The 24,607-nt window shown below is 25.7% G+C and carries 26 protein-coding genes; 4 read left to right on the top strand and 22 right to left on the bottom strand.

Going from position 1 to position 24,607, the window contains the following annotated elements; all coding sequences use genetic code 11:
• Positions 1-364 precede the first annotated feature (364 nt).
• Positions 365-805 carry a GNAT family N-acetyltransferase gene (locus BN7997_RS07055; protein ID WP_071120126.1) on the top strand — a complete coding sequence of 147 codons (441 nt, stop codon included), beginning with the start codon at positions 365-367 and terminating at the stop codon, positions 803-805.
• A gap of 148 nt (positions 806-953) precedes the next feature.
• On the opposite strand, the gene BN7997_RS07050 is transcribed toward BN7997_RS07055, so the two are convergent.
• The 7 genes from BN7997_RS07050 to BN7997_RS07020 form a co-directional block, all read right to left on the bottom strand.
• The gene (locus BN7997_RS07050; RefSeq protein ID WP_083335033.1) at positions 954-1,574 is read right to left on the bottom strand and encodes a hypothetical protein; all 621 of its coding nucleotides are present in this window, start codon (positions 1,572-1,574) and stop codon (positions 954-956) included.
• Between the two features lie 93 nt (positions 1,575-1,667).
• Positions 1,668-2,447 (bottom strand): hypothetical protein, encoded by a 780-nt coding sequence (locus tag BN7997_RS07045; RefSeq protein WP_071120125.1) that lies wholly within the window; start codon positions 2,445-2,447, stop codon positions 1,668-1,670.
• A gap of 2 nt (positions 2,448-2,449) precedes the next feature.
• Positions 2,450-2,827 (bottom strand): zinc ribbon domain-containing protein, encoded by a 378-nt coding sequence (locus BN7997_RS07040; RefSeq protein ID WP_071120124.1) that lies wholly within the window; start codon positions 2,825-2,827, stop codon positions 2,450-2,452.
• On the bottom strand, positions 2,821-3,105 hold the full coding sequence (locus tag BN7997_RS07035) for a hypothetical protein (RefSeq protein ID WP_071120123.1): 285 nt from the start codon (positions 3,103-3,105) through the stop codon (positions 2,821-2,823). The genes BN7997_RS07040 and BN7997_RS07035 overlap by 7 nt, the downstream gene beginning before the upstream one ends.
• Before the next feature lie 14 nt (positions 3,106-3,119).
• A complete protein-coding gene (locus BN7997_RS07030) occupies positions 3,120-3,635 on the bottom strand; it encodes a sigma-70 family RNA polymerase sigma factor (RefSeq protein WP_071120122.1) in 516 nt (171 codons plus the stop codon).
• Positions 3,636-3,827: 192 nt separating this feature from the next.
• Positions 3,828-4,100 carry a hypothetical protein gene (locus tag BN7997_RS07025; RefSeq protein WP_071120121.1) on the bottom strand — a complete coding sequence of 91 codons (273 nt, stop codon included), beginning with the start codon at positions 4,098-4,100 and terminating at the stop codon, positions 3,828-3,830.
• Between the two features lie 165 nt (positions 4,101-4,265).
• Positions 4,266-5,750 carry an aldehyde dehydrogenase gene (locus tag BN7997_RS07020; RefSeq protein WP_083335032.1) on the bottom strand — a complete coding sequence of 495 codons (1,485 nt, stop codon included), beginning with the start codon at positions 5,748-5,750 and terminating at the stop codon, positions 4,266-4,268.
• A gap of 519 nt (positions 5,751-6,269) precedes the next feature.
• Here BN7997_RS07020 and BN7997_RS07015 point away from each other — a divergent pair.
• Positions 6,270-6,518, top strand: coding sequence for a hypothetical protein (locus BN7997_RS07015; protein ID WP_071120120.1), 249 nt, complete (start codon positions 6,270-6,272; stop codon positions 6,516-6,518).
• Between the two features lies 1 nt (position 6,519).
• Here the strand turns inward: BN7997_RS07015 and BN7997_RS07010 are convergent, their stop codons facing one another.
• The 8 genes from BN7997_RS07010 to BN7997_RS06975 form a co-directional block, all read right to left on the bottom strand.
• Complete coding sequence (locus BN7997_RS07010) at positions 6,520-7,599, bottom strand: glycosyltransferase (RefSeq protein ID WP_071120119.1); 1,080 nt, start codon at positions 7,597-7,599, stop codon at positions 6,520-6,522.
• A 26-nt stretch (positions 7,600-7,625) separates the two neighbouring features.
• Positions 7,626-9,329, bottom strand: coding sequence for a GTP-binding protein (locus BN7997_RS07005; protein WP_071120118.1), 1,704 nt, complete (start codon positions 9,327-9,329; stop codon positions 7,626-7,628).
• Positions 9,330-9,333: 4 nt separating this feature from the next.
• Positions 9,334-11,043: a dynamin family protein gene (locus tag BN7997_RS07000; protein WP_083335030.1), complete on the bottom strand. Its 1,710-nt coding sequence runs from the start codon at positions 11,041-11,043 to the stop codon at positions 9,334-9,336.
• A 236-nt stretch (positions 11,044-11,279) separates the two neighbouring features.
• Positions 11,280-12,110: a hypothetical protein gene (locus BN7997_RS06995; RefSeq protein WP_071120116.1), complete on the bottom strand. Its 831-nt coding sequence runs from the start codon at positions 12,108-12,110 to the stop codon at positions 11,280-11,282.
• Positions 12,103-12,984: an ATP-binding cassette domain-containing protein gene (locus BN7997_RS06990; RefSeq protein ID WP_071120115.1), complete on the bottom strand. Its 882-nt coding sequence runs from the start codon at positions 12,982-12,984 to the stop codon at positions 12,103-12,105. Before BN7997_RS06990 ends, BN7997_RS06995 begins: the two co-directional genes overlap by 8 nt.
• Complete coding sequence (locus BN7997_RS06985) at positions 12,985-13,356, bottom strand: GntR family transcriptional regulator (protein WP_071120114.1); 372 nt, start codon at positions 13,354-13,356, stop codon at positions 12,985-12,987.
• A gap of 345 nt (positions 13,357-13,701) precedes the next feature.
• Positions 13,702-14,586 carry a sigma-70 family RNA polymerase sigma factor gene (locus BN7997_RS06980; protein ID WP_071120113.1) on the bottom strand — a complete coding sequence of 295 codons (885 nt, stop codon included), beginning with the start codon at positions 14,584-14,586 and terminating at the stop codon, positions 13,702-13,704.
• A gap of 407 nt (positions 14,587-14,993) precedes the next feature.
• Positions 14,994-15,557 (bottom strand): type I restriction enzyme HsdR N-terminal domain-containing protein, encoded by a 564-nt coding sequence (locus BN7997_RS06975; RefSeq protein ID WP_071120112.1) that lies wholly within the window; start codon positions 15,555-15,557, stop codon positions 14,994-14,996.
• Between the two features lie 487 nt (positions 15,558-16,044).
• Between BN7997_RS06975 and BN7997_RS06970 the strand changes: the two genes are divergently transcribed.
• Complete coding sequence (locus BN7997_RS06970; protein ID WP_071120111.1) at positions 16,045-16,887, top strand: CAP domain-containing protein; 843 nt, start codon at positions 16,045-16,047, stop codon at positions 16,885-16,887.
• 317 nt (positions 16,888-17,204) lie between these two features.
• Positions 17,205-18,533 carry a DUF1002 domain-containing protein gene (locus BN7997_RS06965; protein WP_071120110.1) on the top strand — a complete coding sequence of 443 codons (1,329 nt, stop codon included), beginning with the start codon at positions 17,205-17,207 and terminating at the stop codon, positions 18,531-18,533.
• Between the two features lie 190 nt (positions 18,534-18,723).
• On the opposite strand, the gene BN7997_RS16210 is transcribed toward BN7997_RS06965, so the two are convergent.
• From BN7997_RS16210 to BN7997_RS15755, 7 genes are all read right to left on the bottom strand, one after another.
• Positions 18,724-18,846: a hypothetical protein gene (locus tag BN7997_RS16210; RefSeq protein WP_278335243.1), complete on the bottom strand. Its 123-nt coding sequence runs from the start codon at positions 18,844-18,846 to the stop codon at positions 18,724-18,726.
• Between the two features lie 28 nt (positions 18,847-18,874).
• Positions 18,875-20,131 (bottom strand): ABC transporter permease, encoded by a 1,257-nt coding sequence (locus BN7997_RS06960; protein WP_071120109.1) that lies wholly within the window; start codon positions 20,129-20,131, stop codon positions 18,875-18,877.
• Between the two features lie 10 nt (positions 20,132-20,141).
• Positions 20,142-21,017 carry an ABC transporter ATP-binding protein gene (locus BN7997_RS06955; RefSeq protein ID WP_071120108.1) on the bottom strand — a complete coding sequence of 292 codons (876 nt, stop codon included), beginning with the start codon at positions 21,015-21,017 and terminating at the stop codon, positions 20,142-20,144.
• Between the two features lie 10 nt (positions 21,018-21,027).
• Complete coding sequence (locus tag BN7997_RS06950; protein ID WP_071120107.1) at positions 21,028-21,792, bottom strand: hypothetical protein; 765 nt, start codon at positions 21,790-21,792, stop codon at positions 21,028-21,030.
• Positions 21,770-22,312 carry an RNA polymerase sigma factor gene (locus BN7997_RS06945; RefSeq protein WP_071120106.1) on the bottom strand — a complete coding sequence of 181 codons (543 nt, stop codon included), beginning with the start codon at positions 22,310-22,312 and terminating at the stop codon, positions 21,770-21,772. Before BN7997_RS06945 ends, BN7997_RS06950 begins: the two co-directional genes overlap by 23 nt.
• 127 nt (positions 22,313-22,439) lie before the next feature.
• Complete coding sequence (locus tag BN7997_RS06940; RefSeq protein WP_071120105.1) at positions 22,440-23,939, bottom strand: VanZ family protein; 1,500 nt, start codon at positions 23,937-23,939, stop codon at positions 22,440-22,442.
• 215 nt (positions 23,940-24,154) lie between these two features.
• On the bottom strand, positions 24,155-24,607 hold a 453-nt coding region (locus BN7997_RS15755; protein WP_195906805.1), incomplete at its 5' end, for a hypothetical protein.

Below are 24,607 nucleotides of genomic sequence, written 5' to 3'. Positions count from 1 at the left end.
TTAATATTTATAAATATTAATTATATCATTTCTTTATAATAAAATCTAATTAGAAATCTAACTATTAAATAGCTTTGATAAAAAACTAGAATTATATAATCTTCTCTACTTTTATAGCTTTAAGTCTATTTTGTCATAAAGCATTACTGCTTTTTCATTTTATTTAGCTACATGTAGTTTAATTTGATGTATAGTATGTCTTATATAAAAGTATAAATTCTATCTAAACTACTTTATCCCTTCATTATCTTTATAACTACTTTAAATTATACTATATTTTGTATATCTGCTTTTTAATATATTAATATTCTTATTTTAAAATGCTATAATAAAATTTATAAAAAGTATAAAAGGAGGATAATAAATGTTTATAGTAAAGCACTTTAAAGATTTGAGTGTAGATGAGTTTTTTGAAATAGCTAAAGCTAGATATGAAGTTTTTGCATGTGAACAAAAAATTACCCAGGAAAATGATTTTGATGATATTGATAAAAAATGTTATCATATCTTTTCTTTAGATAATAATATCATTACATCATACGCAAGGATAATACCTAAAGAATATAGTAGCTATGAAGATACTTCTATTGGAAGAGTACTTGTAAATAAAAATTATAGAAGAAATGGGTTAGCTAAAAAATTAATGATGAACTCTATTGAGTTTATAACTAATAACCTTAATGAAGAACATATAACTTTATCAGCTCAATATTACATAAAAGATTTATATAAATCTTTAGGGTTTAAAGAAATATCAGATGTTTATGATGAAGTTGGTATTCCTCATGTAAAAATGAGATTATAAAGTATATAAAATAAGACTGTGTTAGCTTAATTTGTGATAATAAAAATAGATAAACAACCATGCCAAAGTGTTTTAAATTATTTTGTATGGTTGTTTATCTATTTTATATAAATTGTTTATAATATATTATAATATTGCGAAGTAATCATTATATTAATTTAATTAATTTTTTCATCCACCAATCCTTGGTTAAATTAAGATAGCCATTAGGAGTTACTACAATATATTTATCATTTATATCTAATACATTAGGCACTCCTGTATATACTATATCTATATAAAGATTAAATGGCTTAGCTTTTTTATTTAATTTACATTCTAATTCCTCGATATAATCACAAAATTTACTACCACCCATAATTTCATAAAAAGAAATAGCGCTTTTACCTCCTGCTTGCATATCCCACCAATCAATAAAATGTGGATATGATTTTTTACAACACTCTCTAAGCTCTGTATATTCCAGTTCTAAGAAATCATTTATATTATATATTTCATTAACAAATACACACATTTTATCAAGATTAATGTTATTACATCTTTCTTCTATAACATCATTAAACCATAGTTTCCACTGTGATTTTAACTTATTAATATGTAAATTTTCAAAGTCTGAATTTGATAGTTTAGTTGGCCAAGGTGTATTTGATTCATCAAAATTTTCATCATCAATTAAATTATACATACATCCAGTAAATATAATAAAGTTTAGTAACTCATCTGTATATGTTCTAATAGCCCAAGATTTATTAGCCTCTTCATTTATCATTTTTTTTAATCCCCTTATCTTTATTATTAATTCACAATTTATAACTATTATTCACTAATTCAGTTTTCCAAATTTAAATATATCTTATTTATTTTAGACAGATTTAGCCCTATCAGATATTTCTAATCTTAAAATAACCATTTTTTCATTTTTACTTAAATTATTTTGAATAGATTTTTCTATTTTATCTTTATTTTTATGAAAGTCAGCAGAGTAAGTTTTATATTTTCCATTTACTTTTATTCCCCTTGTAAATCCCATAATTGGAATATCTTCATTTACATTTAAATCTGCATCTTGAGTATATGCAGCTTCATTATAATTTGTAGGGCAGTAATATTTTACACTTTCAAGTATTTTATTATTTTGAACAAAGTGTATTGTCATATCTCTTTTACTTTTACCTTCCATGAAAGTATCACTATAAATTATTTGTAACTTAGGTGTTCCAAAAATATCTTTTGACAGTAATTCTTCAGTGCTTACTTTTTTATCCCCTTCATAGAAGTCTGAATACAATTTTATGTTATATTCTTTACCTAATTCCAATCTACTTACTTCAATTAACTGTGGACAAATTATATTCATCTTTTCTTCTATCTCCATAGACTCCTCACTGCCAGAAGTATATGTATATATATTAAAGTCACCACTTGGCTTTTTTCTAAGGGCCTTTTCTATATCTTTTTCAAACCAACCATCATCAAAATAAGAATTAATCTTCTCTTCTACTACTTCAATACTGTCTCCTTCTTCAATACCTATAGACATTTTAGAAAACATATACATTAATGTAGTTGGTATAATTGCAATTAAAGCTGCTACTATAGTCACTCCTACAAAAACATCCTTATTGTTTTTTATTATTTTCATAATTATTCTCCCTCTATTTTGTCATTACAATATGGACAGTATTTCCACTCATCTTTCAATGGACTTCCACAAGATTTGCACTTTTCTTTTAACTTACATCCACAGCTTGGACAAGAAGAAAATTTGCTAGATATTTTCACTTTACAATTAGGACATTTTGTTGAAAATGCTCTCGTTACTAACAAATAAACTATCAACGGTAAAGGTAGTAATATCGGTAAAAAAATTGGTGTTATAGCCAATATAGACCATAGTATTCCCCACTTATCTTCTCTTTTTTTACTATCTAAATATATCCACACAACTTGCCCAATTGCAAAAGAAAATATTAAGAAAAATACAATAAATATCATTATAATCTGATTACTACCTATTAACATAAACTCTCCTCTCTCTTATCTATTAAAATTAATGAAACTACTAGTAATACGAAAATATATATTTTTATTCCCAGTTTGACTAAATTATTTCCTCCAAATAAAATCACGAATAAACCTTGACCTAAAACTGAAGTAATTATCATTAAAGTAAAACTAATGACTAGTAGTTTATTTCTTTTTTTTTCGGTTATTTTAGATGCTTTTTCAACTATAGCTAAAGTATCTATTTCTTTTATATATCCCATTTCTTCTAATTTATCGTCATTTAAATAATCCAATTTACGACCTCCTTTTAGCTTAATAATTCTCTTAACTTTTTAATAGTATTATGTATTCTAGATTTTGTAGTACCCTCGGATACCTTAAGTATTTCTGATATTTCTTCAATCGAGTAACCATAATAATGTTTCAAAATAAAAAAGATTCTTTTTTCATAAGAGATGTTATTCAAATGATTTAAAGCTTCTTTGAACCTAATATGATTTATTAAATCATCTTCCATATCATAACTAGTTTTAAATTCAAAATCATCATGTTCTGTTCTTATTTTATTTTTCCTAAGATAATTCTTATGAGTATTTATACCAATTTTAATTAAATAACTGGAAAATTTACTCTCCCCTCTAAACTTAGTTATATTTAAAGACGCTTTTAACAAGGTATCTTGTACTAAATCTTCTGCTAAATCTTTATCTCCTGTCAACTTTATTAAAAATCCATAGAGCATTTGATAATTATTTTGCAGTAATAAATTTAAACAATGTTTATTTCCCTGCCTGGCTTTATCTAAAAGCTCTTTCTCCTCCAAAACTGCTTAACACCTCGTCCCATTTTCTAACTTACTATTTTACTATACACTATTAAGACACCTAAAATTAAAAAAAGTTCATAAAAAATTAAAAATTATTTTTTATTTCTTGTTTAAAAAAGCAGACTATATTTCAAGTCTGCCAAATAGGTGTAGATAATCTTTACAATAGATTTTAATGTATTGATATACTTAACGATTAAATTTGTTATTAAGAGCATCTACTGCTTCCTGTGCTGAAATAAATCTTTCATTACCTTCATCATATACATCTGTTATTTTTTCATTTGTCTTGGTGTTTAATAAAATATAATTTTCACCTGAATCTTCATATATAACCCAATTATTTGTTATTATATTCTGTGTTACATTTGTTTCACTATCATTATTTTTATATCCTATGATTTGACATCCCGTAAGTGTAAATGTTACTACTACTAATGCTCCTAAAATTAATTTTTTCACCCTATTCCCCCTAATTTTACAAATTAATATTTATATGTATCATAATATATAACAATTACGAAAGTTGATTAATATAATAATATCACAAATTTAATTATTTATCACAAAGTAAGCTAACATAGCCAAAAATAAAAGTGCCTAATTTCTAACTTAGGCACTTTTACTTTATTTCATAACTTTCTTTATAGTATTTATTCTATTTTTATATGGTGGGAACACTAGTTTAATATCTAATTTAGTACTCTTTTTAACAATACTTTTACTATGAGTAAATGTATCAAAACTACTCTTTCCATGATAACTACCCATACCAGATGAACCTATTCCACCAAAAGGTAAGTAATTAGATGCAACATGGCTTATAGTATCATTTACACATCCTCCACCAAATGAAAATCTAGTTATTACATCTTCACTAAAAGCTTTATTTTCAGAGAAAACATATAAAGCTAGTGGATTTTTATGTTTAGATATATAGTACTTTATATCTTCCATATTCTTATACTTTATAACAGGAAGTATTGGTCCAAATAATTCTTCACTCATAACTTTATCATTTAAGTCTACATTTTTAAGTATTGTTGGAGATATAAATCTATTTTCAAAATCAATTTCTCCTCCATATACTATCTTGTTTTTATCATGTTCAAGAATATTTTTTAACCTGTTCATATGTTTATCATTTACTATACGTCCAAATTCCTTATTGTTTTTTATGTCTTCACCGTAAAATTCTTTTATTACTTTTATAAATTCTTTAACTAAATCATCATATATGTCTTCATGTGCAAGTACATAGTCTGGAGCTACACAAGTTTGCCCTGCATTTATAAGTTTTCCCCATATAATTCTTTTTGCACTTATTTTTAAGTTAGCACTATTGTCAACTATTACAGGTGATTTACCACCTAATTCTAGGGTTATTGGTATTAAGTTTTTACTTGCTTTTTCCATTACTATTTTCCCTACATTTACACTTCCTGTAAAAAATATATAATCAAATTCTAAATCTAGTAATGCGCTGTTTACTTGATAATCTCCACTAACTACAGCTATGTACTCTTCATTAAACGCATCTTTTATCATTTTAATTATTACTTTTTCAAGATTTATAGTATATTCTGATGGTTTCAGAACAACTGTGTTCCCGCCTGCTATAGCTCCTACTAAAGGCTCTATAAGTAGTTGAAATGGATAATTATATGGACCAATAATTAAAACACTTCCATAATGACATTTATAAATATATGATTTCCCTGGAAGTTGAGCTAAATCATTTTTAACTCTTTTAACTTTTGTCCATTTTTTTATATTTTTTATAGTGTAGTCAATGCTGCTATATACAAATCCGACTTCATTAGAATAAGATTCAAAGATATGTTTTCCTAAATCTAACTCTAATGCCTTTATTATATCATTTTCATATTTCTTTATTGTATTTTTTAATTTTTTTAAGTTTTTTATTCTTTCATCTACGCTTATAGTTTTTTTATCCTCTAAGTACTTTTTTTGTATATTTAAAATATTTTCATGTTTTTTTCTTATGGTCTTTAACTTTATTAAATTATCTACTCTATCTTCTACACTTATGTTTTTTTCTTCCTCTAAATGATCTTTTTTAGTAGTTAAAATATCTTTGTATCTATTCATATTACACCTCTTAGTTCTTATTAACTCTATACTAACCTTTAATCTAATTATTTGTAAATCTTATTATAATATTTAATTTATCATAATTTATATAATTTACATTTATATCTCTATACTATATATTTAAAGATATAAGTATAACTATTCTATTATTATTAAACACATAAAAAATTCCCTTAAATTGAACTACTTATCAGTTAAGCATTTTTAAATGACAATTTTTCTTATATTCAAATATTATCCCCTAAAAATTTTCATATTACCGTTTCCTAATATATAAAAATATTAAAAAAATTATTAATTCTTTCTCAAGTATATTACTAAAACTATTAAATTTTTTATATTTTTACACTGATTTAATTATTATTTTAGATAATAATTTTTTTGTATAAATATTACATTTACATGTATGTTAATGTCGTTTAAGCAAATATTTTATATGTATTTGTGTGGTGATATCTTGTCCTAATTATAGTAAAATTTAAATATAAGGGATTATTTATTGGAGGGGATTTATCTATGATAATAGGTTTAATTTTACTTTTATTGTTTATGGTGGCAATAATCTATTTTTTATATATGGTTTGTATTCAATTTAATTATATAAATAATATTAACTTACAATTTGGAATGGATGTCACAAAGTTATATTCAGAAGAATGTGATGAAGGATTTTTAGGATATATAAATTACTTAGTAAAAACATTTGCCATGAATTTATATAAAGTTGGTATTTTTTTCGATAGAATAATAAAGTCTAGATATTAGTCTAGACTTTATTATTTTTCATTATTAATTTAAAACAACTTTCATTGTATTTAACACATGGATCATTTGGATTTATTTTCATACAATTTTTATGATGATAATAAGCCTGGTTTAGGTCTCCAACTTTAAAATAACAATAACATAAATTAAGATGTGGCTTAAACCTTAAGCAGCATATATGTCTACACTGACAACAATCATCAGGTATAGGTAAACTTAATATTATCTCATACCAACTTATTGCTCTGTCGTATTTTTCTTCATCTTGAAAAGAATATGCTATCTTATAAAGTATTTCGCCTTGTGGAGGACCATATTCAAAGGTTTTATAAAAATATTTTCTAGCTATTTCTTTATCATCTTTACATAAATAGCATTCTCCAATTTTACAAAGAGCATCAATTATTTCATCTTCCCAAGTTCCCTTAGATACAAACTCTTCTAAAACTTTTATCGCTTCATTATAGTATTTATTACAATATAATTCTTTTCCATAGTAATATAAATCTCTCTCACTAAATGCTTGTTTTTCTTCTACTTTCTTTTTGTATATTTTTAAGTTTCTATCACTTACAGGTTTAACTTTATCATGTATTATACAAATATCACTATCATAGACATTTCCACTAGCTTCTATATATTCATGAACAAATCCAATCCATTTAAAGTTATCTTCTCTTTTCACTATTCTATTTCTTACCATAGTTATTTGAGGATTATTACATTCATCTATGTTCATACATGTATGCATAGTTACTACGTCTATATCTAATGATAAAACTTGTTTTAAATTTAAAAGTTTTTCTTTATTTTCTTCATCTATTATTTCATCAGCATCTAGCCATAGTATATAATCTTTAGTAGCTTTTTCAAAAGAAAAATTTCTAGCAGCTGAAAAGTCATCATTCCATATATAATCATATATATTTTCTGTATAGTTTTTGCATATATTTTTGCTATTATCAGTTGACCCTGTATCAACTATTATTATCTCATCGACTGCATCATAAATACTTTTTAAACATCTATCTAAAACTAATTCTTCATCTTTTATTATCATACATAAGCTTAGGGTTATCATGTCTCTACTCCTTATTGGATTTGCATTTATGCTTTATTGTATGATATTTCTACATATTGTGTTAAATATGTTATATATTTTTCTATTGATTCCATAAAATCTTCTATTTCATATTTATTTATATATACACCTTTTATATTTTTTAATATCTCAGTAGTAGTTACTACTATTTCTTGACTAAGCTTTTCATAGTCTTTATTTAGTCTTTCTTTTATATTATCTTTTAAATTCTTTATAAATTTTTCTATATTGTCAAGTATTTCTTTGTTTTTTCTATCATCTAAAACTTTATCATATATAACTTTTCCAACAGCTCCACTTATAGTTCCAGCTATTAAAAGAGGTGGTAGATAAGTCATAATAGCTGCTCCAAGTGTAAGTGATGCTGCATAATTTCCTAGGGTTGCACTGTAGATTGAAATAACCCCTCCTGATGTAGCACCAAGTATTGCCCCTGTACCTATTGTTGCAAGTATTGCATTCATATCTGTTTTTTCCCCATCTAACTTAAATGTTGGTGTATCTAATAATTCATTTTTATAAGTTATATCATTTACATATCTTTTTATATCATCATCCATTTCTTCACTTACTTCTTTTAAGCAAGTACTCCATTCTTTAAAATATAAATCATCTAATTCATTCTTTTTAGAATTTATCAAATCAGTTAAGTAAGATTCATTTATATATATATTTGCAGATTTTATATCACTTTCAATTCTTTTTACCTCATCGCTTAATAAAATTCTATCAATCCAATCATTTATTTCAAACTCCATTTTTGCTTTTATATAATCTTTTTTATTTTGTAGTAGTTTTTCATATTTTCTTAATTCACCTAATAATACATCAACGCTTTTATTATAATCGTTATGTACTATTATATCTTTTTGAATTATTCCTTCTATTGAAGTTTTTATACTTTTGTATTTTGTCTCATTGGAATTTTCATATATACACTCTATATAATCAGTTAATTTTCTAAAGTTTTCCCTAAGTTCTGTATAGTTTGATACTATTAGGTCTGTACTTTTAGCTATTGTTTGTTGACTCATTTTATGTTGATATTCAAGAGATGATGATATCATAAAAAATCTATCTATATAAATGCCATACTCACTTGTTATATAATCTAAAATTTCACTCCTATTTTCTGTTAATAAATCACATTTATTTACTACTCCAATAATAGGTTTATTATATTCACTTATTAAGTCTAATGCTTCTATTGTATCTTCTTGACCTAGATGAGTTGCATCTATAACAAATAAAATTAAATCTGCGTACTTAATATAATCTATGGTTTTCTTCTCATTACTTTGAGTTATACTTTTTAGTCCTGGTGTATCTACTATATTTATTTTTTTCAAATAATCTATGTCTAAACTTATTCTTGTCAAATCTGCAAATTTGCTCACATCAGTATTTTCACTATAAACAACTTCTATTACTGATGAAGTAGCTTCTAATACATCTACCTTACTTATTTCTTTTCCTAAAAGTGCATTTAAAAGACTTGATTTTCCTGATTTAACTTCTCCTACTATAGCTATATTTAATGGCTTATATTGACTTGATTCTAATGCTTTGATATTTTCTATCTGTTCATTTAGATTTTCAGATACAATATCCTTAAAGGGTACTATTTCTTTTTGTGATAATCTTTGTCTTATTGGAGAATTAAGTAAAGTTTCTTTAATTTCATAGATATATTGACTTATATTTTCCAAAATATCACCTCAAATTTATTAATATATTTTCTATATTGTCTAAATAACTAATATGCTCTTTTATTAAATTGTAATCTAAATATTTATTTTTAAATGTATTATATTTGACTTCATTTATATTATTTTTTATCTCTTCTAATTTATCTTTTAGGGTTGTTATTATCTCGTCTTCTAAGTATGTAATATTTTTTTGGATATGGTTACTTAATGCAACTTCATCATTTACAACTTTTTCAGAATTTGCTTTTGTGAGTTGATTTATAAAACTTGATAGTTTGTTATTTCTTTTTACAGTTTTAAAGTTATTATAATTTATAATCAAATATTTGCTTTTAGAAAAATAGACTTTTGTGTTGATAGGATTGTTTGTAATATTGCTAAAATCTGCTTTTTTGATTAATGTATTATAATTTTTTTCTATTTCCTTACTACATTGTACTTCTAAATTTTCTATTGCTTTTTTTAATGAATATAAATCCTCTTTAGTATATATTTTTTTCTTCTTAAATTTATTTATATGATTTAATGTATATAAATATATTTCATTACAACTTTTATTTAATTCAAATTCAATTTCATTATAATCAGATATATCTTTATACAAACTTCTCTTATATGAATATATTTTATCTAGTATTTTATTTTTCATTATAGATAAATTTTTATATTTAGAATCTATTTGTTTTTTTTCACATACTTGTTTGAAATTACTCTCTATAGATTTATATAAATTATTTATGTTGCTTTTATCTATTAAATATTTATCTTTGTTTACAATTCCATCTAAAGCATCACGAGCTGATATATAAACAATATCATTAAATTTATTATTATATATTTCATTTACTTTTTCTTTAAGTCTTTCTAAATCGTTATCATTTTTTATTATATCTATTTTATTAACTACACCTATTATTTTCTTTTCATGTAAATTATCTATTTTATTTATTTCCTCAATTAATTTATTAGTTTCTTTAGATACTATATTTTGAGCATCTATTAGCCATATTACGCCATCTGATTTTTGGTAGTATTTATTCATACGCTTTACGGTGTTTTTTAGTAAGGTTTGATTAAGTCCTGGTGTATCTACTATTGTAAAGTCATTAAGTATTTTTTTATTTTTTAAATAGTATTTTATTTGATTTATATCTGATTTATATAAGTGTAATCTTTCTTGTTCAATTTTAAATTCTTTTAATTTATCTTTGCTAAGTTTATTCTTGTAGGTTAATATTTTTTTTGATATTTCTTTTTTTGATATTTTAAATTTATCCTCTTCTTCTTTTAATATTTTTTTACCATTACTTAAACTTTTTATAATTTCTCTTTCATCATTATAGGTTATTTCTACTTTTTCATTATCTGATTTAATAAATAAATCTAGTTTCCATGTATTTGGTATATCACTAGTTTCTATTACTTTTTCTTGTAAAAGGGCATTTATAAGAGTTGATTTTCCATAATTACCAGAACCCATTATAAATAGTAAAAATGGATTTTCTAGCTCTTTTATACTTTTAGTATTTTCTTTTATTTTTTGTTCTATATATGAAACTAGTTCTTTTGATTTACTTTCTTTATTGTTTATATCTTTTTTTACTAATTGTAATTCTTTATTTAATTTATTTATTATATTCATCAATTTCTCTAATTCAATATATCTGCTATCATACATACTATCATCCTTTTTTCTCTTCAATACCTTATCCATAAAATATTCTAAATTTAAATTTGTTATATTGTATGAATTTTAATTATCTTAAAGAACTTATATCTATATGTAACTAGATAAACTATTAGAAATAGATTCTTTGAGTTAACCTAAAATAAGGAACTTTACTTCAAATTCAATTTATTAAAAAGTCCAAGGTGTGGCTCTTTTTATGCAATATTTATCACAAAGGGAGCTAACATATCATAAACTAAAAAAAGGCTGTATAATCAGCCTTATATTAAGTCATGTGCATATTCTTTTATTGGTGCATTTTTTAAAAGTAGTACTGAACAAATTAAAGATATTACTATAGTTAAAAGTTTTATAATTAAACGTATATTTACATTTATAATAAACCTTAAAATATCAACTAAGTTAATAGCTATATAATTCATAATTAAATCTGTATTAAATATATAAAATGTTACTCCTAATGTTATAACTATTGTTGGTATAATTAAAAATATTATTATTGATGTTTTCTTTTTAAGTCTATATAAAATACTTCCAAGTAAAAATCCTATAGATGAAAATGCAAATAAAGTTAAAAGCTGCCCTAAGATATCCATAATAAATCTTCTTATGCTTAAATCCGAAAAAGCATATAATACTGTTGTTCCCATTTCTAAAGAACTATTTATAATATCAGTAAAAGTATTTACAAAGTATGCAGAATCTCCAAGTACTAAAGCATTTTTACCAGAAACATACTCTACTACAAACTTTAAAATCAATGACCATAAAACTGTAAATATTGAGAATACTATCCCCATACCTATCATTGTAATTATAGATGCTTTTATATAGCTTTTTCTATCTGCTTTTATATTTATTGCAACATTAAACTTTATATATGAAAGATATATACCATATATAAATATAAGTAATGCTGTTGTAGAATATATTTCACTTTTAAATATTAAATATCCATTTTCAAATACTGAATGTTTAAATCCAGTTAGTATTTCTTTACCATCATGTGTTATTGCTATTGAAAGTGTTATTACTATCATTAATATTATAGACTTTTTCATTAATCTAAAATACGGCATTAACTTATTCATTTGTATTCCCCCTTTTAGTAAGATGTACAAACATATCTTGAAGATTCATAGTTTCTAAATTTATGTTTAAACTTTCTATAAACTTTAAATCATCTTCATTTATATCCCCATAATATTTATACACTTGTTTAGATCCAAAGCTTTTATCAGGTGTTGTATCTTTTAAACATTGTAATTTTTCCAAATCAGATTTATCTCCACTTATGTAAAATGATTTTTGACTTATATTATCTATGTTATCATCAACTATTACTTTTCCTTTATGTATTATAACTACATTTTCAATTAAGTTTTCTACTTCATTTATAAGGTGAGTTGATAATATTATAGTTCTAGGATTTTTTATATAGCTATCTAATAATATCTTATAAAACTCATTTCTATTGTCTGCATCAAGACCTATTGTAGGTTCATCAAATATAGTTATTGAAGCATTTGAGCATATTCCTATAATGTTCGATACTATACTTTTCATACCTCTTGATAATTTTCTATATGACTTCTTAGAATCTAGCTCAAAATAATCACACAATTTTTCTTGTAGATTTTTATCATAATCTTTATAAAAGTATGAGTAAGTATTAAATAATTCTTTTATTAAAATATCATTTTCAGGAAACTCTCTTTCTCTTAATATACATAACTTATCTAATACATCGTCACTTTCATTTATATTTTGTCCAAATATTTCTATAGTACCGCTTTTACTAATTAATTGCTTTGTAATTATATTTAATAAGGTAGTTTTACCTACTCCATTTTTCCCAAGTAAACCATATATTTTATTTTCATAAAAATCTATAGATATATCATCAAGTATTACACTATCATTAAAAGACTTACTAACATTTTTTACTTTTATAGCTACACTCATTTAGTTTCCCCCTTTGTATTGTTTAATCATCTCAAGTAATTCATCTTTATCTATATCTAACTTATTTGCTTCTTCAATTAAGTTCTTTATAAACTTATTTTTAAAGCTTTCTTTTCTTAAAAGTTTTATAGTGTTTTTTGCTCCCCTATTTACAAACATACCTAAACCTCTTTTTTTATATAAGATATTCTTATCTACTAGTATATTCATCCCCTTTAATACTGTAGCTGGATTTATATTATATAACCTTGATAATTCTGTTGTTGAAGGCACTTGTTCATCTTCTTTTATGCTATCTGTTAGTATTTCATCCTCTATAGCTTTTGATATTTGAATAAATATCGGTTCGTCTTCATTTAATATAAGCTTCATAAATCACTCCTTATATCCGTTAATCAATCAGTTAATTACTCAAGTAACTAACCATAATAGTATTGTATATAAAATAATAAAAAATGTAAACATGTATCTATAAAAAGAGCTATTTCAAAATCATTATTTAATCATTTTGAAATAGCTCTTTTTATAAATCTACTTTTTAACTTATCTATACCAATTATGTATATTCCTTTTTAATGTAAATATTTTTATAAAATTTAATTAAATTTTAGATGCGATACAAATTAATATGTGCTACTATTTACTTAAAGAAATCAAATCATATTTTTACAAGAGATATAAAAAGCAGAAAACTACTCTCACTTTTGTATAAACTAATTAATAAAAGTTTTTAAGTAATTTAAGTCTACTTGGATGTCTTAATTTTCTAATAGCCTTAGCTTCTATTTGTCTTATTCTCTCTCTTGTTACACCAAATACTTTACCGATTTCTTCTAAAGTCTTAGGTGTGTCATCATCAAGTCCAAATCTCATTCTAAGTACTTGTTGCTCTTGATCACTAAGATCTGTTAGCACTTCGTCTATTTTTTCTCTTAAGTTATTTTGTTCAACCTCATGCATGACCACGTCCCCAAAGTGTGCATCAGATGGTATAAACTCAACCAAGCTACTATCTTCATCTTCTTTAATCGGAGTATCAAGAGATACTATGTTTTTATCCCTTTTTAATATATCTAAAACCTTATCAACTTCAAGTTCGCAAACTTCAGCAAGTTCTTCCATACTAGGTTCTCTTTGAAGTACATTAGCAAGCTCTTGTTTTTTTCTTTTTACAAAATTTATTCTTTGATGAAGATGAACAGGTATTCTAATAGTATTTTCACAGTCATCTATGTATCTTGTTATACTTTGTTTTATCCACCAAGTCGCATAAGTACTAAATTTAAATCCCTTCTTATAATCGTACTTTTCAACTGCTTTTATAAGTCCAATGTTTCCTGCTTGAATTAAGTCAAGCATATCTACACTTTCTTTTCTATATCTTTTAGCGATACTTACAACCAATCTATAATTTGCATTTATAAATTTCTCTTTTGCTTCCTCTGAAGAGTCAATTATAGCTTTAGCTAGTTCTACTTCCTCTTTAGCAGATAACATTGGGTATTCTTCTATTTCTTTTAAATACATTTTCATAGCATTAGATGTATTTGATGAATCAGAATAAATATAGCTTTCATAATTTTGTTCTTTTTTAGCCTCCATAATATAACCCCTTTTATATATAGTTTATTAATTGAGATGTTATCTTTTCTCTAGCTTCATCTACATTTATAATATGATAGCTGCTTCAAAAACATTCCATCCAATTAAATTAAATGTCAATAAGTTTATTTTTATATTATTCTACCTTTGCTATCAAATTTCCTTTTTTTATTTATATTTTTTATAAAATTTCACTTATTTTAAGTATATAAATATATATTTAGGTTTTTAAGCATAAAAAAAGACCACAATAAAAGTAGTCTTTTTTAATCGAACGACGCTATAAATCCCTATATTAATAAATCCTTTGTCTTTTGCCCCAACATTTACGGTTTTTATATAGAATTTTTAACATATTTATAATAACATTATTAAAAAGTATCGTCAAGTTCGTATATATTTATTTATTAGTGTTTACAACCACAGTTGTGATCATCTCCGTGATTGTGTCCTCCACAACACTCGTGACCATCTTCATGATGTCCATGACCTCCACAGCATTCATGCTCTTCTTCGTGATGATGTCCACCACATCCACATCCATGATGAGAGTGTTCATGCTCAGCAGCTAATTTTTCCATTTCAAATAATTCTTTTTCCATTTGTTCATATGTTGGAAGAGCTGCTTCTGTATCATATTCTTCTCCAGTCCAGTCAGCATACATCATTTGATTTCCATTAGTTAATATTATTCTACCTGCAGTAGTTATATTATCAACATCTTCTAAGAAATCTATTTGCTTTTGTACTACTTCACCTTCTAATTCTACATCTTCGTCTAAACAGCTAACTAACATAACTGGAACTAAGTAGTCTTCTTTATCTTTAACACTTACTATTATATCTATTATACCCTCTGCACCTTCTTCAAACTCTGATAATGGTACATCAGTGTCTATCATATCATGTGGTACTAATAAGTCCTCCATTAAATACTTTATAACTCTTTCTTTTACTAATTGTTTTGACATAGTACTTATCCTTTCTAACTTATAGATATAAATATCTATATTTTTCCTATTTTCATATTATAATATATTTCTTATTTTTTCAATATTTGAATACAAAATCATAACTTAATTATACCCTTTTTTTACATATTTAATTACATATTTGAAATTTGATTAAATACATTACTTTGTAACTTATAGTAAAAAGCAATTATGGTATATATTTTTATTTTATAAATCCTCTGAGAAATTCATATCAATTTATATATAACAGCAGAAAAATAGCTATTTTCCAATATTTTTTAGTCAAATCATGCATAATATAGCAATTTTCACTTGCCTATTATATTACTTTTTTACATTTTTCTACACTTTATTACAGTACTTTACAGTTACAAAGTTGTAGCATTTATGTTAGTATAAATATGCGAAAGGGACAACCCCTTAAATTGCAAGTTACAATTTAGTAACAATATGAATCGCAAATAAAATCAAAAGAGGTGTTTATATGAATAAGAAATTTAGAAATATATTATCATTAGGAGCAATAACTATGCTAACAGCATCTAGTATGCTACCAGTAAACGCTCTATCAAAAACTTGTTACAAGAAAGTTATGACTACGAAATCTGTATATATATATGTAAATGGTGTTAAATACAAATTACCGTTAACTCCAAGTTGTCCAAATGTACCTTCAAAACCTGAGAGTACTCCTAATAATCCAAGTACTACTCCACAGCAAAAGCCTGAGAGTACTCCTAGTACTCCAAGTACTAATCCACAGCAAAAACCTGAAAGTACTCCTAGTACTCCAAGTACTACTCCACAGCAAAAACCTGAAAGTACTCCTAGTACTCCAAGTACTAATCCACAGCAAAAGCCTGAAAGTACTCCTAGTACTCCAAGTACTAATCCTGAGCAAAAACCTGAGAGTACTCCTGAGCAAAAGCCTAGTACAGACTTTTCTTCTTATCAACAACAAGTGCTTGATTTAGTAAATGTAGAAAGAACTAAAAGAGGAATATCTGCTTTAACACTTGATTCTAACTTATCAAGTGTAGCAACAAAGAAATCTCAAGATATGGTAAATAAAAACTACTTCGACCATACATCTCCAACTTACGGTTCTCCATTTGATATGATGAAGCAATTTGGAATATCTTATAGAACTGCTGGTGAGAATATAGCAAAAGGTCAAAAAACTCCACAAGAGGTTGTAACTGCTTGGATGAATTCTGAAGGTCATAGAAAAAATATATTAAACCCTAATTTTACTAACTTAGGTGTTGGTATTGCAAAAGATTCTAAAGGAACAACTTATTGGACTCAAATGTTCATAGGTAAGTAATTTAGATTATAGATAAAAAGTATAAATGTAGATATTTAAATGTCTGCATTTATACTTTTTTCTTTGTTTATATATTTTTTTAATAAATTCATTTTTACTATAAATACTATATTTAAGAAGGATAACCAATCTTTAGCTTTCTTATATATTATTTATATTGAAAATATATATCTTTAAAAGATACAAACTATTAAAATAAATTCTTAAGTATTTATTACAAACTTGTAATTTGCTTTTTTAAATTAATCATTTATAGTATAATGTAATAGGGATATATTATGGTTTAACTTTTTTGTAAGTTGAAAGGAATGAAATTTATGAACAAAAAATTAAATAATTTTAAAAAGAGATTTGTAACTTTAGGTCTTACTGCAGTTTTAAGTTTATCTAGCTTAGGACTTGTATTTGCAGATGGTGCTAGAGTTGTAACTCTTGGTGCAAACTTAACACAAGAACAAAAAGATACTATGTTAAAATATTTCGGTGTTAATAAAGATGAAGTTGTAATACTTGAGGTTAACAACCAAGAAGAAAGAAAATACTTACAAGGAGTAGCGACTGAAGCTCAACTTGGAAAGAAAACTTATTCTTGTGCTTATGTTGAACCAACAAAATCAGGTAGTGGTATAAATGTTAAAACTGCTAATATAACTTGGGCAACTCCAGCTATGGTTGCAACTACATTATCTACTGCAGGTCTTACTGATGCTGACGTTGTAATTGCTGCTAACTTCCCAGTTTCTGGAACTGGAGCATTAACAGGTATAATGAAAGCATTTGAAGATGCTACTGGAAAGCCTCTAGAGGAAGATAAAAAAGAACTAGCTTCAGAGGAATTAATAACTACTGGAGATTTAGGTGATGATATCGGTCAAGACAAAGCTACTGGAATCGTTAATGATGTAAAGACTGAGATAATAAAAAATAATACTAAAGATACAGTTCAAATAGCTGAAACTATAAATAATGTAGTAAACAACTATAATGTAACTTTATCTGATGAACAAATGGCAAAGCTTGAAAGCTTAATGGAAAAAATATCTAAACAAGATTATAACTATAGTGAAATGAAAAATGCACTAGAAAGTGTATCTGATGTTGTTAATGAAAACTTATCTGCTATAGGTGAAAATGTAAATACAGGATTCTTTGATAAAATAAAGAGCTTCTTTGAAGGAATAGTTGATTGGTTTAAAGGATTATTCGGTGGTAATAATAATGATAATTCAAGTATACTTAACAATACTAACGATAGTTTACTTGGAGAAAATGCTAAAATAGATGCTACTGATAAATCAACTATAAACCTTCCATCTAGTGAGCAAGTTGAAGGTTTCTTTGCTAAGATATGGAATTGGTTCACAGGATTATTTGATGGAAATGATTCTAATAAAGTAGACGATAACAATGCGACACCTCCATCAAATGAAGAATCTAATAGTGATTCTACTGGAGATAGCTCTGTTGACTCATTAGAACAAAATTCTACTGTTGATGAAAATGTTCAACCTGATTCTTCAATAAATCCAGATGCCCCAGTTGAAAATTCATCTGAAAACTTAAATAGTACAAATGTTTCAAATAATAAAGATACATTGAATACTCCCAATAGTGAAAATACAACAAACCAAGTAATTAATTATTAAATGAATATACTAAAAATACAGATAAGTAAATTATCTGTATTTTTTATACCTGATTTCAAAATTTCTAATATAACTTAGATTGCTCTATTATTTTGTATTATGCTAATTAAAAATAGATATTATACAAAAACAATTCCATATATAAAATATTATCAATCTAAAAAGAGAGCCAGATAGACTCTCTTCTTAATTATTTCTTAACTTTAACTTTTTTATTATCACACTTTTCTGGTAAAATATTCAACGTCTCTCTTATAACTTTTTTAAAGTTACTTGGTGTCTTCGGAAATATATTTTTAAATATGCTATTCATCATTATTTCCCTCCCATTTATATTTAATTTATACCACTTGGTGTTTTTTGAAAGTACGATAAGCAAAAGGTATACAAACAACCACTATTATTATGTAAATTGCTATTCTCATTGTAAGTATATCCATTGTTATCCCAGGTAAAGGATAAGACATATAATTTGTAATATCCATCATAAATACTGGCTGACATGATATAGAAGGAAGTAGCATATAAATATGATTCCAAGCACCGTTAGTCTCACTAAGCTTAAAGAATAACGGAGCCATTATTATACATATCATAACAATTAACACTGAAAATGGTGTCTTCATTTTTGCAGATAATAATAATGTAATTGATACCATTGAAAGCATCACTAAATATAGTGTTACAATACAAATAACTGTTGCCGATAAAAATGTTAAAGAATATGGTGTTATTGAATTTATAATTTGTATTGGCAAATTCCACCCATCTATTCCGAATGATAATAATATAATCCCTATACCTACTACAATATTTAATGTATATACTGTAATTGCAAAAACAAATGACGCTAATACCTTTGACAGTATTAATTTGGATTTTCCATACCTAGAAGATAGTATTATATTATCAGCACCAGATTGATACTCACCCGCAAAAACAGGAGCAATACAAATACAAATTGCTATTATAGGAAGTGCCATTAGCTCAATACAGTTAAATACAGTCTTCCATCCCTCGTGATATCCATATTCAAAAGGTGTTGAGACTTCTTTGTTTTTTTCAATCCAAAATTCTTTTTCTTGCTCTGAATAATTCCAATCTTCATAACTAGCATTTAAAAGCTTATATATTTTATTATCTCTTTGACTATAAAATTTAGCGTCCTCTTCTATTTGTAATTTTTTAAGCTCTGCAAATGAATAGTCATATAGATTTGGAATTGTATAATTATTATTAAGAAGACCTAAATAATACATCTTATCTACTAAGTATTTATTAAAAGCTGAATCACTTAACTCCTTTTTCCCATCATTAATAACTATGTTATCTGGATTATCAAATAACTGTTGATATTTTAAAATATCATCTTTAATTCTGTCTTCTGTTAATACTCCTGCAAGTTCTTTCTGGTTAGATTTTTCTAATTCAATAGCAGTAAATCCTCTTTCTTGATTACCGTCCTTATCAAATGATATGAATTGAATAACTGGAGATATAAATAGTAATGCTGTTAAGGCGAAACTAGCTAAAACTACAATTATATTTAATTTTTTTCTTACAATTTTTTTAAGCTCAAATATTAATAAATCTTTCATATTATTCCTCCTATAGTGATACCATGTCATCAAAATGGTATAAAAATAAATCTTCAAGTGTTGGGTCTACATTAATTGCATTTTCATCAGGTTTTGTATCACTTACAATACGAAGCGAAACCTCATTATTACCTTCATGCTGTAAGTTTACAACACGATACTTACTACTAACTATATCTACTTTATTCTGTGGTACTCTACATCTCCATACTTTTTTATCTATTTCCTTAGTCACGCCTTCACTTGGACTATTAATAATTATTTGACCACCCTTCATCATTAGTATTGTATCTGCTATATATTCAATATCAGAAACAATATGAGTTGAAAGAATAACTATCTTATCCTTTGAAAAGCTAGAAATTAAATTTCTAAAACGTATACGCTCTTTGGGGTCTAACCCTGCTGTTGGTTCATCTAATACTAAAATCTTTGGGTCATTTAATACTGCTTGAGCAATTCCTAATCTTTGTTTCATACCACCTGAAAAAGTTCTTATTTTTTTATTTGCAACCTCTGACAAGCCTACTAAATCTAATAGTTCTTTTGTTTTTAACTTTGCACTCTTCTTATCTATTCCTTTTAATGCTGAAACATAGTGCATAAATTCCTTAGCCGTAAAGTCTGGATAATACCCAAAATCTTGAGGAAGATATCCAATAAGCTTTCTATAATTTTCACCCAATGTATCTATATCATATCCATCTAGCAATATGTCCCCAGATGTCGGATTAAGAACACCACATACCATTCTCATAAGAGTTGTTTTACCTGCTCCATTCGCTCCAAGTAACCCATACACTCCTGGCTGTAAGATAACATCCATTCGGTCAACTGCTATTTTATTTCCAAACTGTTTTGTTAATCTATCAAATTTTAATTCCATTTTAAACCTCCTAAATATGTGTTAAATTTATGTAATCATATTTTTTGTTACAGCTATTTAATAACCTATAGATTTGGACGCATGAACCAACTATTGCTATCGCAAGCATAACTGTCCATATCCACAATGAAGATACTACGTATAACCTAGGCAAGAATGTTGTTGACATCGATACTATAACCATTATAAAAATACCTAAAGCAAAACAATAATAATTACATTCTTTGTTTTTAAATTTATTTAGTAACCATAAGCATCCAAAGCAAGTTACCATAAATGGTACACAAATATACAAAAATGTAGCATATGGATGAAGTGTTGTATTTACTCCCACAATAATACATAAAATTGTTATACTTAAAATATCCATAAGTCCTAAGATACTTACACGAGACATCATTACTTGACTTAGTGTATATTGTGTCGACATTTCAATTTCAATAGTTCCATGTGTGTAAGTTCTTGATAGTTCTGTAATTCCCGATAGAAAAATCAGTGGTGCTATTGATGAAATTAAGCCTATCACTTGTGCAGATATAGTATAATAATACAGTTTCAATCCACAAAATAATAGTATTATAAATTGGATAGCCCATACATTTTTACGAATAAATCCAAATTGTTGGAAGTAAAACTCCCAAAATGTTAATCCCTTATTTTGAGCTTGATTCACTTCTCGACGTACCTGTATAATAGTTTCTTGAATGTTAATAGGATTTGGCATGGGTACATCTGTGTATATTTTCTTTAAATCATTTTCTAATTGTTTTTTCAATATAATCACTCCCATTTAATTTATTTTTAATTGTTGATAATGCAGAATTTATCCTATAACGAACTGAGAATCGTGATTTCCCTGTGATAACTGCAATTTCATTTACTTTTAAATCATGAACATATCTTAAAACTATAACTTCCTGTTGCTCTTGTGGAAGTCGATTAACAATCTGTTCAAGTATTATTTTATCTGTAATATTATTAATTTTTTCGGTTGCAGTAATATCTATAATTTCTTTTGTTGCTTCTAAGTAATCTGGTTTACGCTTTTTATTACAATTAATGCATAGGTTTTTAGCTATGGTGTAAAGAAATGCTCTTGGCTTTCCCCTATCAGAATATGTATTTATATTTCGTATGAAATTCAAGAAAACATCTTGTGTGATATCTTGTGCATCTTCACTATTTCCTAATTTCCAGTAACAGTACTTATAAATAGCATCATAATTTTCAGTAACAATTTGTTCACCGATATCTGCGTCCCCATTCTTAATCTTTCCAATAGGGTTTGTAGGCACATCATCACCTCCTCATAATATATAACAATTCTAAAATCGAAAATGTGCAAATTTTTTTTATTTTTTATTAATCAAAATAGCACAAGAATTATCTTGTGCCTTATATACAATATTTTTATTATTATTTTTAGAATAAATCAGACCTCTTTTTTTTGCGTTGCTCACCTTTCAAGCTTACAACATTATTTGGTTCTAAATTATTAAGATTATTAGTTTTTCTCAATTCATCTATCTTGTCATTATTAAACATATTCTTTAAACTATCATAAACCACAGAATCTTTTGATTTATTCATAGATATAACATCTACTAATGAATTATCAGCTAAGCGACTATTACAAAATATACTTCCAAATTCACGCTCAAATGATTTTAAAGCTTTTTGCAAATCGTCTTTTTCTTTCTTCAACTCTTTATTTTCTTCTTCTAATTTTTTTAACTTATTCTTATCCATTTCAAACACTTTAGCTAGCTTCTTATAAAGCACCTCAGGCTTTTTATAGTATTCATTTACTAATGCATGGATATCTCCTATTTCTGGAATAAACTCTTTACCAGCTACAACTACATTAGAAGAATTTTTTATTTCGTTTATCCTTTGTCTTCCGTAATAATCTTCAAAGCTAGCTTCTTTAGGTAAATCTATATCAAATTTACTTAATAAAGCTTGTACATCTTTATAGCTTAAATTTTCTTTACCTTTAAATTCTTTATAATAAATAAACCACGTTGTATTACCTGTATAATTTACCCATAAGCTATAATTTCCATCTTGTGATTTAAATACTATAGTATCATCATATTCATCATTTTGAGATTCATCTATTTTTGTATTTACCTTAGAAAAGATTTCACTAGCTATCTTTGCAGCTTCTTCTTTATCTCCTACAGATGCTTTATATACATACGCTTTATTCGATTTATCATTAAAGTCAATATTACTACTTACATCTATAGTTGACATATCTATATTATAGCTATTAGTAATAGATAGATTTCCTAACTCTTTTTTAGAATAAGTAATAAATATTATACTAAAGGAAATAACAGTTATTATTAAAGGTATTTGGTAAATTATATTAGTTAAAACTTTATACCTTTTTTCATATATTGATATAAAAAATATTACTATACCATACCCTATAATGCATCCTAGAGTATTATTTATAATGTCATCGAGTTCAAATATCCCTCGTTTACTTATAAGTTGAAGTATTTCTATAAATAGTGTTGCCCCAAATCCTATTAAATAAGTTATATACCATCTTTTACATTTTTTAAAAAGTAATGGTATCATAAATCCAAGTGGAACAAACATTAATATATTAAGAATTATATTTCTCCACTCTCTTATAGAAAAGCTATTGTATGCATTTTTATAAGAGCTAAACAAGTGTAGATTTATATTACCATACGCTGAAGCTCTATGTCCAATTGTTGCTCCAAGTACTACAACTATATAAATTACAAATATACTCCACAATCCAAATTTAAATTTGTTTAATTTATCAGTACCTTTCATTAGTTTTTTATAAAGTAAGAAGTATCCTGTTAGAAGTAAAATTACAACAATAACTCCTAATAGCATATACTGTCTTGCAAGTTGTATTAAATCATAAATTCTCACTATTCTAATCTCCCTTATCTTTTAAATCGATTAATTTAATTTACAAAATATACCATAAAAAATAATTATAATGCAAATTTTTATTACATAGTTATTTTTATCTATGTTCTATAATTGTTGAATTAATAAAAATAAATTAAAAGCCCCTAAAGCTATAATAGCCTTAGGGACTTTATTTTGTTATTTTACTTTTAAGGTATCGTTATTTAAATTAATTATTCATCTTTTTTACCTTTTGCAAATAATACTCCAGCTATTGCTGCTATACCAACACCTATATAAGCTATTATATTATTTCCATTCTTTGATTCTTCAGCTTCAACTTGTGAATCAGTAGTTGTTGTTTCTTCTAAATTATCTTTACTTTCTTCAGTAGTTTCATTAGTAATCTCATCTAAAGTAGCAATTTCATCAAGTTGGTCATTTATAGTTTCATTTTCAACTTCATTAGTAGTTGTGCTTTCATTTGAAGTGTTTCCACCATTGTTAGTTGATCCACTTCCTCCTGATGTATTTCCACCGTTGTTAGTCGATCCATTTCCTCCTGATGTATTTCCACCGTTGTTAGTCGATCCATTTCCTCCTGATGTGTTTCCACCATTGTTAGTTGATCCACTTCCTCCTGATGTGTTTCCACCGTTGTTAGTCGATCCATTTCCTCCTGATGT

The sequence above is a fragment of the Romboutsia timonensis genome (assembly GCF_900106845.1).
In the GTDB taxonomy this organism is placed as follows: domain Bacteria; phylum Bacillota; class Clostridia; order Peptostreptococcales; family Peptostreptococcaceae; genus Romboutsia; species Romboutsia timonensis.
The sequence above is the reverse complement of the archived record's forward strand: the minus strand, read 5'-3'. Positions and strand labels throughout refer to the sequence as shown.